The organism is Aeromicrobium sp., assembly GCF_047606445.1.
In the GTDB taxonomy this organism is placed as follows: Bacteria; Actinomycetota; Actinomycetes; order Propionibacteriales; family Nocardioidaceae; genus Aeromicrobium.
The window spans coordinates 169568-183409 of the sequence record NZ_JASGEK010000010.1; the positions used below are offsets into that span (position 1 = coordinate 169568).

16 protein-coding genes and 2 tRNA genes are annotated in these 13842 nt (G+C 69.9%); 9 read left to right on the forward strand and 9 right to left on the reverse strand.

Going from position 1 to position 13842, the window contains the following annotated elements:
* Positions 1 to 5: 5 nt before the first annotated feature.
* From QM621_RS02960 to QM621_RS02970, 3 genes are read right to left on the reverse strand one after another with little or no spacing between them, the layout of a single operon-like run.
* Entirely contained in the window at positions 6 to 647 is a 642-nt protein-coding gene (locus QM621_RS02960) for a histidine phosphatase family protein (RefSeq protein ID WP_414988857.1), read from the reverse strand.
* A gap of 21 nt (positions 648 to 668) precedes the next feature.
* Complete coding sequence (locus tag QM621_RS02965; protein ID WP_414988858.1) at positions 669 to 1496, reverse strand: ABC transporter permease; 828 nt, start codon at positions 1494 to 1496, stop codon at positions 669 to 671.
* Positions 1493 to 2470, reverse strand: coding sequence for an ATP-binding cassette domain-containing protein (locus QM621_RS02970; protein ID WP_414988859.1), 978 nt, complete (start codon positions 2468 to 2470; stop codon positions 1493 to 1495). The genes QM621_RS02965 and QM621_RS02970 overlap by 4 nt, the downstream gene beginning before the upstream one ends.
* An 87-nt stretch (positions 2471 to 2557) precedes the next feature.
* On the opposite strand from QM621_RS02970, the gene QM621_RS02975 reads away from it, so the two are divergent.
* The 7 genes from QM621_RS02975 to QM621_RS03005 all read left to right on the forward strand — a co-directional run bounded on the left by QM621_RS02975 (position 2558) and on the right by QM621_RS03005 (position 7564).
* Complete coding sequence (locus tag QM621_RS02975) at positions 2558 to 2902, forward strand: hypothetical protein (RefSeq protein WP_414988860.1); 345 nt, start codon at positions 2558 to 2560, stop codon at positions 2900 to 2902.
* Positions 2903 to 2998: 96 nt separating this feature from the next.
* Entirely contained in the window at positions 2999 to 3610 is a 612-nt protein-coding gene (locus tag QM621_RS02980; protein WP_414988861.1) for a malonic semialdehyde reductase, read from the forward strand.
* Between the two features lie 52 nt (positions 3611 to 3662).
* A tRNA-Phe gene (locus QM621_RS02985) sits at positions 3663 to 3739 on the forward strand.
* A gap of 204 nt (positions 3740 to 3943) precedes the next feature.
* Positions 3944 to 5215, forward strand: a complete 1272-nt coding sequence (locus tag QM621_RS02990; protein WP_414988862.1) for an ATP-binding protein — start codon at positions 3944 to 3946, stop codon at positions 5213 to 5215.
* A gap of 67 nt (positions 5216 to 5282) precedes the next feature.
* Positions 5283 to 6443, forward strand: a complete 1161-nt coding sequence (locus QM621_RS02995) for a DNA cytosine methyltransferase (RefSeq protein WP_414988863.1) — start codon at positions 5283 to 5285, stop codon at positions 6441 to 6443.
* Positions 6433 to 7188, forward strand: coding sequence for a GIY-YIG nuclease family protein (locus QM621_RS03000; protein WP_414988864.1), 756 nt, complete (start codon positions 6433 to 6435; stop codon positions 7186 to 7188). Before QM621_RS02995 ends, QM621_RS03000 begins: the two co-directional genes overlap by 11 nt.
* Before the next feature lie 49 nt (positions 7189 to 7237).
* Positions 7238 to 7564, forward strand: coding sequence for a type II toxin-antitoxin system VapC family toxin (locus tag QM621_RS03005; RefSeq protein ID WP_414988865.1), 327 nt, complete (start codon positions 7238 to 7240; stop codon positions 7562 to 7564).
* Between the two features lie 168 nt (positions 7565 to 7732).
* On the opposite strand, the gene QM621_RS03010 is transcribed toward QM621_RS03005, so the two are convergent.
* The 3 genes from QM621_RS03010 to QM621_RS03020 all read right to left on the reverse strand — a co-directional run bounded on the left by QM621_RS03010 (position 7733) and on the right by QM621_RS03020 (position 9355).
* Positions 7733 to 7975: a hypothetical protein gene (locus QM621_RS03010; RefSeq protein WP_414988866.1), complete on the reverse strand. Its 243-nt coding sequence runs from the start codon at positions 7973 to 7975 to the stop codon at positions 7733 to 7735.
* Positions 7976 to 8091: 116 nt separating this feature from the next.
* A complete protein-coding gene (locus QM621_RS03015) occupies positions 8092 to 8673 on the reverse strand; it encodes a hypothetical protein (protein WP_414988867.1) in 582 nt (193 codons plus the stop codon).
* A 606-nt stretch (positions 8674 to 9279) separates the two neighbouring features.
* Positions 9280 to 9355 (reverse strand) — tRNA-Thr (locus QM621_RS03020).
* Between the two features lie 90 nt (positions 9356 to 9445).
* Between QM621_RS03020 and QM621_RS03025 the strand changes: the two genes are divergently transcribed.
* Entirely contained in the window at positions 9446 to 9748 is a 303-nt protein-coding gene (locus QM621_RS03025; RefSeq protein ID WP_414988868.1) for a chorismate mutase, read from the forward strand.
* A 16-nt stretch (positions 9749 to 9764) separates the two neighbouring features.
* On the opposite strand, the gene QM621_RS03030 is transcribed toward QM621_RS03025, so the two are convergent.
* A complete protein-coding gene (locus tag QM621_RS03030; RefSeq protein ID WP_414988869.1) occupies positions 9765 to 10631 on the reverse strand; it encodes an A/G-specific adenine glycosylase in 867 nt (288 codons plus the stop codon).
* Positions 10632 to 10699: 68 nt separating this feature from the next.
* On the opposite strand from QM621_RS03030, the gene QM621_RS03035 reads away from it, so the two are divergent.
* The gene (locus tag QM621_RS03035; protein ID WP_414988870.1) at positions 10700 to 11362 is read left to right on the forward strand and encodes a hypothetical protein; all 663 of its coding nucleotides are present in this window, start codon (positions 10700 to 10702) and stop codon (positions 11360 to 11362) included.
* Positions 11363 to 11497: 135 nt separating this feature from the next.
* Here the strand turns inward: QM621_RS03035 and disA are convergent, their stop codons facing one another.
* On the reverse strand, positions 11498 to 12565 hold the full coding sequence (gene disA, locus QM621_RS03040; RefSeq protein ID WP_414988871.1) for a DNA integrity scanning diadenylate cyclase DisA: 1068 nt from the start codon (positions 12563 to 12565) through the stop codon (positions 11498 to 11500).
* A gap of 29 nt (positions 12566 to 12594) precedes the next feature.
* On the reverse strand, positions 12595 to 13842 hold a 1248-nt coding region (gene radA, locus QM621_RS03045), incomplete at its 5' end, for a DNA repair protein RadA (protein ID WP_414988872.1).

Genomic DNA, 13842 nt, shown 5'->3' on the forward strand with positions numbered 1-13842 from the left:
TGCCGTCAGCGGAAGGTGACCGAGTCCCGAGGAATGTGTGAGTGCTCGTTGAAGGTGAGCAGTCGCGTGCCGCCGCGGCCGACCATGAGGGTGGTGACGGAGGCGTTGACGACGACCCGGTTGAGCGTGATGAACAGCGAGGCGTCGCCGGCCAGCAGGTGGGAGGCGACGAGCGCGATGGGGCCGCCGGAGGTGAACACCGCGACGTGCTGGCCCGACCCGGCGCCGCGGACGGCGGCGTCGAGCGAGCCGAGCACCCGCTCGGAGAACTGGGCGAAGCTCTCCCCGTCGGCGCTCGCCTCCCCTGCGACCCACCGTTCCAGCGCCGCGTCGAGCAACGCTTGGAACTCTTTGGCGTCGGCGGGCCGGTCGGCCGCGTCGCTCATCTGGACCAGCGCGAGATGGTCGTACTCGTTCCACCCGGCGTTCACGTCGTAAAGGTCGCCGTCGATCGCGTCGATCGCGCCGACGGCGGTCTGCGCGTGACGCCTCATCGAGCCGGCCACCGACCACGTCGGCCGCAGCCCCCCGGCCTCCCACGCCAGCCCGACCCAACTGGCCTGACGTTGGCCGAGATCGCTCAACTGGTCGTAGTCGTCGGATGCCCACGAGGCCTGCCCGTGCCGGATCAGCGAGATAGCGCCCACCCGGCGAGCGTAACGGGCTGGTCAGCTCATGCGGCTGAACCGGCGCATCGTGAGAGTGCCGAAGACGACGAGCACGCCGGCGCCGATGAGCAGGACCGTGAGGATGGCGCCGCCGTCGGGCGAGCCCTCCATGAGGCTGCGCACCGCGGTGACCACGGAGGAGATCGGGTTGCGCTCGACGATCGGCTGCAGCCAGCCCGGCATGGTGTCGATGGAGACGAAGACGTTCGACAGGAAGGTCAGCGGGAACATCACCATCATCGACACGCCCATGACCGCCTGCGGGGTGCGCAGCATGAGGCCGAAGAGCGTCCACAGCCAGCTCAGGCAGAAGCAGAACACCAACAGCAGGCCGACCGCCGACACGATGCCGAGCACGCCGCCCGGCGGACGGTAGCCGATGAGCATCGTCACGACGAGGATGATCGTGGAGGCCATCGTGTAGCGGAGGGTGTCGGCCAGCAGCGCGCCGACCATGAGCGACGGACGCCAGACCGGCAGTGCGCGGATGCGGTCGAAGACTCCCTTGTCGATGTCGTCGTTGATGTTCATCGCCGTGTACATGGTGATCATCACGACGGTCTGCACGAGGATGCCCGGCGCGAGGTACTGGATGTACGCCGAGGTGGATCCCTCGATGGCGCCGCCGAAGATGAAGGTGAACATCACCGTGAACAGGATCGGGAACAGCGTGACGTCCATCAGCTGTTCCGGGACGTGCTTGATCTTGAGCAGCGCACGATGGGTGAAAGCCGCCGAGGAGGCGAGCGGGCCGATGGGCTCCGGACGCGCCGCCTCGCCGATGGCGCGGGCGACTTTGGCCGCGGCCTCGGTGGACATGCTGGTCATGACGCCTCCTGGTCGGCATCGGTGTCGGAGTCGTCGGTGACGTGTTCGCCGGTGAGGGCCAAGAAGACCTCGTCGAGGCTGGGCTGGCCGAGGGAGAACTCGGTGACGGCCACGCCCTCGGAGCCCAGGCGGGCGAGCGCCTGCGGCACCGCGGTCGGATCACCGACGGAGAGGGTGAGCGCGTAGGGGTCGCGCTCGCGGACCGGCTCGGCCGACAGCCATTGGCCGAGCAGACTCGCCGCTTGGTCGCGCTGTTCAGGAGCGGCCACCCGGACCTTGAGCGCGCCGGAGCCGACCGAGGCTTTGAGCTCGCCGCTGGTGCCCTCGGCGATGACCCGGCCCTTGTCGATGACCGCGATCCGGTCGGCCAGCTGGTCGGCCTCCTCGAGGTACTGCGTGGTGAGCAGCACCGTGGTGCCCGCCGCGACGAGCGCCCGCACGATCTCCCACACCTGGTTGCGGCTGCGGGGGTCCAAGCCGGTGGTCGGCTCGTCGAGGAACATCAGCTCGGGGCGCACCACGAGCGATCCGGCGATGTCGATGCGCCGCCGCATGCCGCCGGAGTACCGCTTGACCTGCCGGTCGGCAGCCTCGGACAGGTCGAAGGCGTCGAGCAGTTGGTCGGCCCGCTCGCCGGCGGCCTTGCCGCGGAAGCCGTAGAGCTTGGCCAGCAGCGCGAGGTTCTCGCGGCCGGTCAGATCGGCGTCGAGCGAGGCGAACTGGCCGGTCATCGCGACCTTGGACCGCACCGCGGCGGCCTCGGCGGCGACGTCGTGGCCGAGCACGCGCGCGTGTCCGCCGTCGGGCTTCAACAGGGTGGCCAGCATGCGGATGGTGGTGGTCTTGCCGGCGCCGTTGGGCCCCAGCACCCCGAACACCCCGCCGGCCTCGACGCTCAGGTCGACGCCGTCGACGGCTCGGTTCTCGCCGAAGACCTTGACCAGGCCCTCGGCGGCGATCGCGGGTTCGCTCATGACGAGAACCCTCGCACAGCCCGCTGACAAAAACGAGACGGTCGTGTGAGTGGCACCACAATCGACTCTCTGGCACAGCGTGTTCTGGTGGACCAGATCAACCAGGTGTGTTCGCTTGAGGACCGAGTCGTTCACGAGGTGTTCGGTGTGCGGCAAGAGGTCGACACTCCGGGACTCGCGGTCAAAGACGACGGTCTGATCGAGGAGGTCAACGCCGCACTCGGCTCACAGGTCCTCACTGACGTGACAGCGATCTACCGGGGCGCCTATGAATGGAAGGTCGATCTCCGACTGCCTGAGGGGGCCGTTGAGAACGATGAGACGCCGCCGCAGATCAAATTCGGTCCGTCTGCTTGGTTCGCGAAGGAAGAGGACTCTTCGTGGGAGACCCGCGTGCCTGCCGAAGAGGCTGACTACTCGCGCCTCTTCTGACCCACTGCCAACAGATCCGGCAGTCTCGGGTCACGCTGCGGCGTGACACCGGACACTGCTGGAAGAATCCACGACTCTTCGTGGTTGAGTCCTGCCATGAGCTCAACTGCGACTGCTGACGGTTTCGCCCTCACCGACGGCGCCCTCGACCGGATCTTCCGCGAGGCGCGCACCGCCAACACCTTCACCGACGAGCCGGTGTCGACTGAGACGTTGGAAGCGATCTACCACCTCGTCAAGCTCGGTCCGACCGCCGCGAACTCCCAGCCGCTGCGCCTCCTCTTCCTGACGAGCGACGAGGCGAAGGCCCGGCTGCTGCCGCACATGTCAGATGGCAACCGCGCCAAGACCGGCGCCGCGCCGGTCGTGGCGATCCTCGGCGCCGACGGCGACTTCCACGAGCACATGCCCGAGGTCTTCCCGCACAACCCCGGTGCGAAGGACTGGTTCGGCGGCCCCGAGCAGCGCGCCGAGACGGCCCGCTTCAACGGCGGCATCCAGCTCGGCTACCTCATCGTCGCGATCCGCGCGGCCGGACTGGCCGCAGGCCCGATGAACGGCTTCGACCACGACGCCGTCGACGAGGAGTTCTTCGCGGGCACGGCCGTCAAGTCCTTCGCCGTGGTGAACATCGGCAAGCCCGGCCCGGACGCCTGGTTCCCGCGCCTGCCCCGCCGTGCCTACGAGGACGTCGTGACGGTGCTGTGACCGTCTCGCCGGACGTGCGATAAGATCGCGCGGTCGCTCGTTCGCAAGCGATGGCCAGGTAGCTCAGTTGGTACGAGCGTCCGCCTGAAAAGCGGAAGGTCACCGGTTCGACCCCGGTCCTGGCCACCAACGGAACAACCCCCAGAGCGCTCTTTGCTCTGGGGGTTGTTCCGTTGGTCTTCAATACCGTGAGAGAACCGGCTTGCCTGAGACGCCACCCGTCCGCCCTGCCCTTCGCCCGGCGGAGCAAGCTTGCGAGAGAACCTAGAAACGCATGACAGGCAAGCCTATATCTGCCTAATAGAATAGCCCTGGTCTGCTAGATTCACGTTCATGGAGTACGTGCGCCGGGTGATCGACACGATCCTGGACGAGGTCTTCCCAGGACTGCCCGCCATTGCGCTGGAAGGCGCCAAAGGAGTCGGGAAGACCGCTACGGCTAGCCAGCGCGCGGAGACGGTCCTCTCACTGGACGACCCTCTTCAACTCGAGGCGGTTCGTGCCCATCTCGACCTGGTCTCGACAGCGAAGCCGCCCGTGTTCGTCGACGAGTGGCAAATTTTTCCTCCCGTGTGGGACCGGGTTCGCCGCGCGGTCGACGCCAACCCTGACGAGGCCCAGTTCTTACTGGCGGGCTCCGCCCAAGTCGCTCCAGGAACGCGCATCCACTCGGGTGCCGGTCGCATCGTGCGCATGGTCATGCGGCCGCTGGCCGTCAGCGAACGACGACTGATCGATCCCACGGTCTCCCTCCAGGACCTCCTCACAGGCACGCGCCCTGACATCGGCGGAGCATCGCCGCTGACCGCGGCCGACTACGCCGAGGAGATCGTCCGTTCCGGCTTCCCCGGCATCCGTGACCGGCCCGAGCGTCAGCGGAACCTGCAGATCGACAGTTACATCGACAGGATCGTCGACCACGAACTCCCCGACAACGGCATGAGGGTGCGCCGCCCACGGGCGCTACGCGCTTGGCTGGCCGCCTACGGGGCCGCGACCGCGACCGACGCCGCGTACAGCCACATCCTCAACGCCGCCACCGCCGGAGAAGACGACAAACCAGCCAGGCAAACCGTCGACTCCTACCGCGAGCACCTCCAACGCGTGTTCATCCTCGATCCGGTGCCCGCGTGGACACCCGCCTTCGCCCCGTTGCGGCGCTTGACCAAGACCCCCAAGCATCACCTGGTAGACCCAGCCATCGCCGCCAGTCTGGCCGGAGTGGGCAAAGAGGCGCTGCTCCGTGGGGCGGGAACACGTGTGGGAGCCTCGGCTGGCACCTGGCTCGGGGCTTTGTTCGAGTCTCTCGCCACTCAGTCGGTGCGGGTCTACGCGGCTGCGGCTGAGGCGGAGGTCGGACATCTCAGGTCAGCCGACACGAGCCGGGAGGTCGATCTCATCGTCGAGGACCGTGGGCTTCGGGTCGTCGCGATCGAGGTCAAACTCGCGGGAACCGTGACGGACCACGATGTACGCCATCTCAACTGGCTCGGCGACGAGTTGGGGGACCGCCTCGCGGACAAGGTCGTGATCACCACCGGGCCCCACGCCTATCGTCGGCCGGACGGGGTCGCCGTCGTGCCGCTGGCGCTCCTGGGACCCTGAACCTGTCGGGATCTCAGTCCCGGACCATCGAACGAAAGTGTCGGCGGCGCCGCCTACCGTAGAGCCCATGACCGAGCCGACCTCTCCCCTGCGCGCGCTGCCGGGCGCGGCGGCGGGACGACCTCGGGTCGCGGAGTTCTTCGCGGGCATCGGACTGGCCCGGCTCGGCCTCGACGCGGCGGGGCTCGACGTCGCCTGGGCGAATGACTTCGACCCGCAGAAGACGCTCCTCTACACCCACCAGCACGGCGGCGACCACTACGTCGAGCAAGACATCGCCACGGTCGGCGGTGACGATCTGCCCGACGTCGAGCTGGCGTGGTCGTCCTTCCCCTGCACCGACCTGTCGCTGGCCGGAAACCGTCGTGGGCTCAACAACGGTTCGCAATCGAGTACTTTTTGGCACTTCACGCGCGTTCTGGAGGAGATGGGCGAGCGCCGTCCGCCCGTGGTCGCCTTGGAGAACGTGGTCGGTTTCGCCACCTCGCACGGCGGCGACGACCTCGCCCAAGCCATCACCGAGCTGAACCGGCTCGGCTACAGCGTCGACGTGCTCGCCCTCGACGCACGCCGTTTCGTGCCGCAGTCACGCCCCCGGATCTTCCTCGTCGCCGCCCTCGCCGCCCCGGCCGACACCGCCGACACCGGCAGCGAGCTGCGTCCCGACTGGCTGCAGACCCCCTTCGGCGACCCGTCGCTGCGCACTCATCGGGCAGCGCTGCCCGCTCCCCCGCCGCCGCTCACCGAGGGGTTCGGCACGCTCGCCGACCGTCGCGGCGACTGGTGGGACGACGATCGCACCGCCGCCTTCGTCGACTCGCTCTCCCCGCTGCAAGCCGCACGACTCGCCCAGTTGCAGAGCGCCCGGTCGATCTCGTACCGCACCGCCTACCGCCGCACCCGGCAGGGTCGCGCCCGCTGGGAGGTGCGCGCCGACGACATCGCCGGCTGCCTGCGCACGGCGCGCGGCGGATCGTCGAAGCAGGCGGTCGTGCGCACCGGACGCGGCCGGACCCGGGTGCGCTGGATGAGCGCGGGCGAGTACGCGCGGCTCATGGGCGCGGGCGACTTCGACCTCACGCCCGCCCGCGACAGCCAGGCCCTGTTCGGCTTCGGCGACGCGGTCTGCGTGCCGGTCGTGTCCTGGCTGGCCGAGCACTATCTGCTGCCGCTGTTGCGCGGCGAGCTGGCCGGCGCCGCGCCGTTGGAGGCCGTCGGTGGCCGGTGACGAGCGCCCCCGTCCGGCCCGGCGCGACCTGCCCGCCAAGAACGTCCGCGACTTCCGCTCGGCGCTGCAGCTCGCGCTCACCGCTCCCGCCGACAACGGCCAGCCCGTCGGCCAGGCGAAGTGGGGCGTGTACGCTTTCTACGACTACGACGGCGAGCCGATCTACGTCGGGCAGACCAAAGAGGGACTGTCCATCCGGGTGCGCCGCCACCTCACCAACCAACGCACCGACGCGGTCGCCATGCGCATCCTCGACACCTTCGAGGTGGCCGAGGTTGAGCTCTGGCCGCTGTGGGAGCTCGACGCCCTCGCGAGAAACGACCGCCGTCAGGCGCAGCAGACACTCGACGCCACCGAGTACACCGCCTATCTGAGCGCCATCGAGCAGAGCCGGTTCCGCGCGATCCTCAACGAGAAGATCCCGCCGGTCAGCCCGCCCGTCGAGCTGCCGCCGTCGTACCGTTTCGGCCTCATCGACGCCGCCACCCGCGAGGAGCGCGGCCACCCCGACGTCCGCATCGCCCGCCGCGCCGAGACCATCGCCCGGCTCGCCGCCGTCGCGCACGAGCGCGGCGAGGTGAGCGTCGGGCTGCGGCGCGTGCTCGTCATCCAGGCGGTGCGCCTGGCCCACCTGTCGGCCACGCGTCTCGCCTTCGCCGACGGCCGCGACGAGCCCTCCCCCGACGCCATCGCCACCGACCGGCTCATCGGCTCCGTCCTCGTCGAGTCTGACGAGCCGGAGTGACGGCGACACGTCGTTTGCCTTTCGCCCTTCCTGGAGCCGGACTAGGCTGATGCCATTCCTCGTCCCCGCCACCGTGTCAGCCGAAGCCGGCTACCTGATAGCGAAATACACCGACTCCGCCACTGGGTCAGCCTTCCTCCACGCTGTCGCCGACGGAGGGTTCGAACTCGTCTCACTCGACTCCGTTCTCGTGCGCCGCACAGCCGATCTCGTCGCGCAATACGCGGACCTCGGGCTGGGAACCGCCGACGCGTCCGTCGTCGCTATCGCCGAATCCCTCAATATCTCCGAGACAGCCGCCTTCGACCGCCGTCACTTCTCTGTGGTGCGTCCTCGTCATATCGAAGCTTTCACTCCGTCGTCCGATCCGCTGTGACGGCGACCCCGACGGATTGGCTGCATGGGGTTAGCGGAATGGTCGAACGCCCCGATCACGGCCATCGACATCGACCAATTACCCGGCGAATCCGCATGCGCCATGCGGATTTGCCGGGTACAGCAAACCCATGACCGACCAGAATGACGCTGAAATTCTCTCCGGAACTCAGCTCGTCGGCGGGGCGTACGGGGTCTGCCAGCGCTCCCACCGCGCCTGGCGCACATGGTAGGTCAGCACGTTGAGCCGCTCGGTGAACTCGACGCCGCCGTCGATGAGCCAGTGGCCCTCCCCGTCGTAGAAGGCGGAGTAGTCGTCCGACCCGCGCACGGCGCCGGCGCGGACGTGCCCGGCGACGATCGGCTTGCCGACGGGGCTCGGGCCGACGCTCGGCGGGAACTTGTGCGTCATCGTGAAGTCGTCGGTGGCCTGCAGCGCCCAGCGTCCGGCATCCTCGTCCAGTCCGGCGTGCGGGTACCGGGCGTGGGGCAGGTCGACGTAGAGTGACAGGCTTCGCAGCCAGTCGATCAGATCTCGGTGACGGGTGAGGATCTCGGCACGCAGAGCGGCGTCGGTCGGCCCGGGTGCGTCGCGGGGTCATAGCTGCGTCGCGCGACGTCGGCGACGACCGCGTCGACACGACCGGGGTGGGCGTGCTGTTTCTCCCGAATCCGCTGGAGCACGCCTGCGGATTCCGGCCCCCGGTCGACGTAGTCGCCGCAGAAGACGAGCCGCGAGGCGAGGTCGCCAGCCAGATCGACGCGTTCGAGGTGCATGCTGGCCTCAGGCCGGGCAGTCGCCCGCCCTCGGCGCACATCATCAGTGGTGATGACGTCTCCGCTGCCAGCGTTCCACGCCTGGTAGCCGACGAGTCGGAACAAGAACGGCTCGCCGCAACACAGTCGAACGATCAAGTCGGCGGCGTCGGGAGCCATCTGCACGTGGTGGTCGGAGTCCTCAGCCTGGTAGTCCTCACGCACGAAAGGGTGGAGAGCCGTACGTAGATCGGCGTCGCTGATCGGCTCGAGGATGGCGGTGGCGAAGCGGCGTGTGAAGGTCGCGCCTTTGCGAGCCTCGGCGAGGTCGGTGAAATCCTGCAGCCCCGTCAAGTAGACGAGCGGCCCACACTGACGGTATGGCGTCGGAGCCCGGGGAGAAGGGGTTTCCGACATGGTCGCGCATGTTGTCGATGTTAACGGTGCCCGGTCCGATGGTCGCTAACAGTAACGCAGTCGTGGAGTCACAGCTCTTGCTTCGCGCGGGTGGCGATGCGGTGGCCGAGGTCTTCGAGTTCGTCGAGAACGGCGTGGGCGCCCCGGACCTGGCGGCGTTCGCGGTCGGTGAGCGCAGTCGGTCAGTGGCCGAACCAGTCCGGACGCGGCCGACGGGTTCGATGCGTTGTCGTGCGACACCTGAACGTAGTGGAGCATGTCCGCGTCAATCCCCTCCCGCGTCTACGTCCCGAAGCAGGTGGAGCCCGATGCCGACTTCTGACCGATAGCCCGCGGTGTATGTCTGGACCTGGCTTCGTCGTTCAGGTGGCTTGGCGACGATCCGCACGTCGATGTCCCACCCCACGCGTGCCTTCGACGCGGCGAGACGCTGGGGAGTGTCGGGCTCCGCTGGGGCGGAATGGCTGACAAGATGGCTCACCTCTCCTCTTCGAAAGTCATTCTCGAAAAGCGAAATCCCCCTGGAATTCCAGGGGGATTCGGTGGAGCCGCTTGTCGGAATCGAACCGACGACCTTTTCATTACGAGTGAAACGCTCTGCCGACTGAGCTAAAGCGGCGGAGTCCGCCAGGGATCGCCCGTCGGACCGGGACGATGCTACCCGGACGGCTCCCTGCAGGCGCGTCGGGGTGGCCGGGCGGGCTCTAGGATGGGCAGGGTGAGCGACGACAGCAGCGTGACCGAGGAGCTCGGGCGGATCCGAGCCAGCATCGACAACATCGACGCGGCCCTGGTGCATCTGCTCGCCGAGCGGTTCAAGCACACCCAGCGCGTCGGTCGGCTCAAGGCCGATCACGACCTCCCCCCGTCCGACCCGGACCGCGAGGCCCGACAGATCACCCGCCTGCGCTCCCTCGCCGTCGACGCCGACCTCGACCCCACCTTCGCCGAGAAGTTCCTCACCTTCGTCATCGACGAGGTCATCCGCCACCACGAAGAGGCGCGCAGGTAAGGCGCGAGGCGGCTCGTCAGAGGCGGAAGGTTCCGTCGGGGAGAGGGGTGACGAGAGCGTCGTCGATGAGGGAGTCGAGGCAGCGTTCGCGTTGGTCGGCGTCGCCCCAGACGCGGTCGAGGTCGGCTTTCGGCACCGGTTCGACGGACGCGCGCAGCACCGCGAGGAGCTTGCCGCGCACCTGACGGTCGGTGCCGGCCCAGGCCTGGCCCTTGCGCGGCGGTCCGTCGTGCTCGGGACAGCCGAGCGCCCGCCAGCGGCACTGGTCGTCGATCGGACATTGGCCGCAGGCCGGTGACGACGCGGTGCAGACGATCGCTCCCAGCTCCATCGTCGCGGCCGCCCAGCGTGCGGCGTCATGACGGGGCAACAGGGTCGCGGCCCGCTGTCGCTCGGCGGCCGTGACGGAGCGGTCCGGGTATTGACGGCCGCCGACGGCCCGCGCGAACACCCGCCGCACATTCGTGTCGAGCACGACGTGCCGCGCCCCGAAGGCGAAGGACGCGATCGCCGACCCGGTGTAGTCGCCGACGCCAGGCAGTGCGATGAGGTCCTCGTAGGCGGGCGGCACTTCCCCGCCGTGACGTTCCACGATGGCGACGGCTGCCCCGTGCAGCCGCTGCGCCCGGCGAGGGTAGCCGAGGCGGCCCCACGCGCGCACCGCCTCGCCCACCGGCTCGGCGGCGAGGTCGGCGGGCGTCGGCCACCGTTCCATCCACGCCTCGAAGACGGGCCGCACGCGGGCCACAGGCGTCTGCTGGAGCATGAACTCCGAGACCATGACCCGCCATGGCGCCGGGTCGTCGCGCCACGGGAGCGACCGGGCGTGCGTCTCGAACCAGGCGAGCACGGGCTCGTGGAGGGGCGAGGCGGTCGTGGTCATGGCGGGACGATCCTCGCACGGGGCCTCGCCGCGTCCCGGCGTCGCCCGGACCGGCTACCGTGGTGCGTGTGAGTCGTCCGTTGCCGCCCGAGGTCTACCGTCGCCGCCGCATCGTCGTGGGCGTCGGTGTGTTGGGTCTGATCCTGCTGGTCTGGCTGATCGTCCGGCTGCTGACCGGTGGAGGCGGCGACGAGAAGGACGCCGAGCCGACGCCGACTCCGACAGCGACGGAGACCACGCAGGAAGCGGCCGACGGCATGGTCCGGGTGGGCCTCGCCACGAGCACGGAGCCGTGCGCGCCGGAGTCGGTGCGGATCGCGCCGCTCGTGCCCGAGGGACAGACCGCCGGGGCCGACGTCCAGATGACGCTGGGCGTCTCCACCAGCGGCGACGCCCCCTGTCTGCTCGACGCCGCCGCGGCCGAGTTGGTCGTGGTGATCGACGACGGCGAGGCGCCCGTCTACGACTCGACCGCCTGCCCGGCCTCGCTGCTGACCGCTCCCGTCGCGCTCAACCCCGAGTGGGTGACGGCCGTGACGGTCACTTGGGACGGACGGGTCTCGGGGTCGACGTGCGGCGAGACGGAGGCCGCCGTGCCCGCCGGGGCCTACACGGTCAAGCTCGGCACCCTCGGCGGTGAGCCCGGCGAGGCCGCCTTCACGCTCGCCGAGGCTCCGCCCGCCCCCGAACCGACTCCCTCCCCGACACCGACTCCCGCTCCCGCCGCCTAACGACCCCCCGAGGCGGTGAGCTGTCCACCTTTGGCGACCTGTCGGTGTCTCGTCCACCGTATGAGGGATCATAGGGTGGATGAGGCACCGCTTCCACGGAAACGTGGATAACTCACCGCCTTGACGGGGATGGGGTCAGACGTAGCGGTCGAGGATGGTGGAGTCGGCGAGGCGGGACAGGCCCTCGCGCAGGGTGCGGGCGCGCAGGTCGCCGACCCCGTCGACGGCGGTCAGCTCCTCCACCGTGGCCGCGAGCAACTTCTGCAGTGAGCCGAAGTGGTCGACCACGCGTTGGCCGACCGTCGGCGGGATGCGCGGCACCCGCGACATGAGGCGGTGCCCGCGCGGTGAGAGCGCCGCGTCGAGGGTGTCCTCGCTGCCGATGCGCAGTGCCCGCGCGATGCGGCCGAGGTCGACCAGGTCGGTGGCGTCGACCGCCTCCACGTCGGCCAACACCTCGCGGGTCGTGCGCGAGCGGCGGCCCCGTGGCATGTAGTCGCGGATCAGCAGCTCGCGTTCGGTCTGCACGCCGGACACGAGTTCGTCGAGCTGCAAGGCGAGCAGGCGGCCCTCGACGCCGAGCTCCAGCACATAGGTGTCGATCTCGCGGGCGATGCGGCCGACCATCTCGAGCCGCTGCGCCACCTGGGCGACGTCGCGCACCGTGGCGAGGTCCTCGATCTCCAAAGCGGTCAGCGCGTCGGCGACCTCGTCGAGCCGGTGCCGATAGCGCTCCAGCGTCTGGATCGCCTGGTCGGCGCGGCCGAGGATCGCGGCGGGCTCTTCCAGCACGTGCCGGACGTCGCCGACGTAGACCGCGATGGTGTGCATCGACGCCGACACCGAGATGACCGGGGCGCCGGTCTGCCGGGCGACGCGGTCGGCGGTGCGGTGTCGGGTGCCGGACTCCGTCGTCGGGATCTTCGGATCGGGCACGAGGTGGACGGCGGCGCGCACGATGCGCTGGGCGGCGGCGTCGAGGATGATCGCGCCGTCCATCTTGGCCAGCTCCCGCATGCCGGTGGCCGAGAAGGGGACGTCGAGCGCGAAGCCGCCCGTCGAGAGCGCATCGACCTGTTTGTCATGGCCGATCACCACCAGCGCTCCGGTGCGGCCGCGCAGGATGCGCTGCAAGCCCTCGCGCAACTCCGTGCCCGGCGCGACGGACGCCAGGACGGAGCGGAGGTCGGTGCGGTGCGGCATCGGCCCAGTTTAGGTCGAGGGGCTGACAGTCAGGCGAGCGCGGCGCGCAGGGCCGAGGCGACGTCGCCGACCGCCGCGACACGCAGGGTGTCGTCGAGGCCGTCGAGGTCGGCGCCGACTGGGACGATGGCCCGCCGGAAGCCGATGCGCGCCGCCTCGCGGAGCCGGGCGGGCAGCTCGCGGACCGGCCGCACCTCGCCGGCCAGACCGACCTCGCCGAGCGCGATGAGGTCGGTCGGGCACGGGCGGTCGCTGATGGCCGAGGCGAGCGCGATGGCCATGGCGAGGTCGACCGACGGCTCGGTGAGCCGCGCCCCGCCGACCGAGGCGGCGTAGACGTCGGACTGCTGCACCGGGATGCCGCAGTGTTTGGTGAGCACCGCGAGGATCATCGCCACGCGCGAACTGTCGAGGCCGCTGGAGGTGCGGCGCGGATTGCCGCCGGAGGTCGCCTCGACGGTGAGCGCCTGCACCTCGGCCAGCAGCGCGCGGCGGCCCTCCAGCGTCACCGTGACGCAGGTGCCCGCCACCGGCTGCTCATGTCGGGAGACGAACAGCCCCGTCGGATCGGGGACCTCGACGATGCCGCCGTCAGTGAGGTCGAAGCAGCCGATCTCGTCGACCGGCCCGAAGCGGTTCTTGATCGCCCGCAACAGCCGCAGCCGCGACGACCGGTCGCCCTCGAACTGCACGACGACGTCGACCAGATGCTCCAGCACGCGCGGCCCGGCGACGGTGCCGTCCTTGGTGACGTGCCCGACGAGGAGTGTGGCGATGTCGTTCGACTTCGCCACGCCGATCAGCGAGGCCGCCACCTCGCGCACCTGCGCGAGGCCGCCCGGCAGCCCGTCGACCTCCGCCGAGGCGACGGTCTGGACCGAGTCGACGATCAGCAGGCTGGGCTTGACCTGGCTGATCTGACTCAGCACCGCGCCGAGGTCGGTCTCGGCGGCGAGGAACAGCTCGTCGGCGAGCGCGCCCGTGCGCTCGGCGCGCAGCCGTACCTGGGCGGCGGACTCCTCGCCGGAGACGTACAGCGTGCGGCGTCCGGCGCGCGCCCAGCGGGCGGCCATCTCCAGCAGCAGGGTCGACTTGCCCACGCCGGGCTCCCCGGCGAGCAGCAGCACCGCGCCGGGCACGACCCCGCCGCCGAGCACGCGGTCGAGCTCGGCGATGCCCGACCCGACCGCCTGGGCCTGGTCGGCCCCGACCTCGGCGATGGGCACCGCGGGCCGCGCGGCCTCGGCGGGCGCGGTGCGACCGGCCGTGCGCTCGCC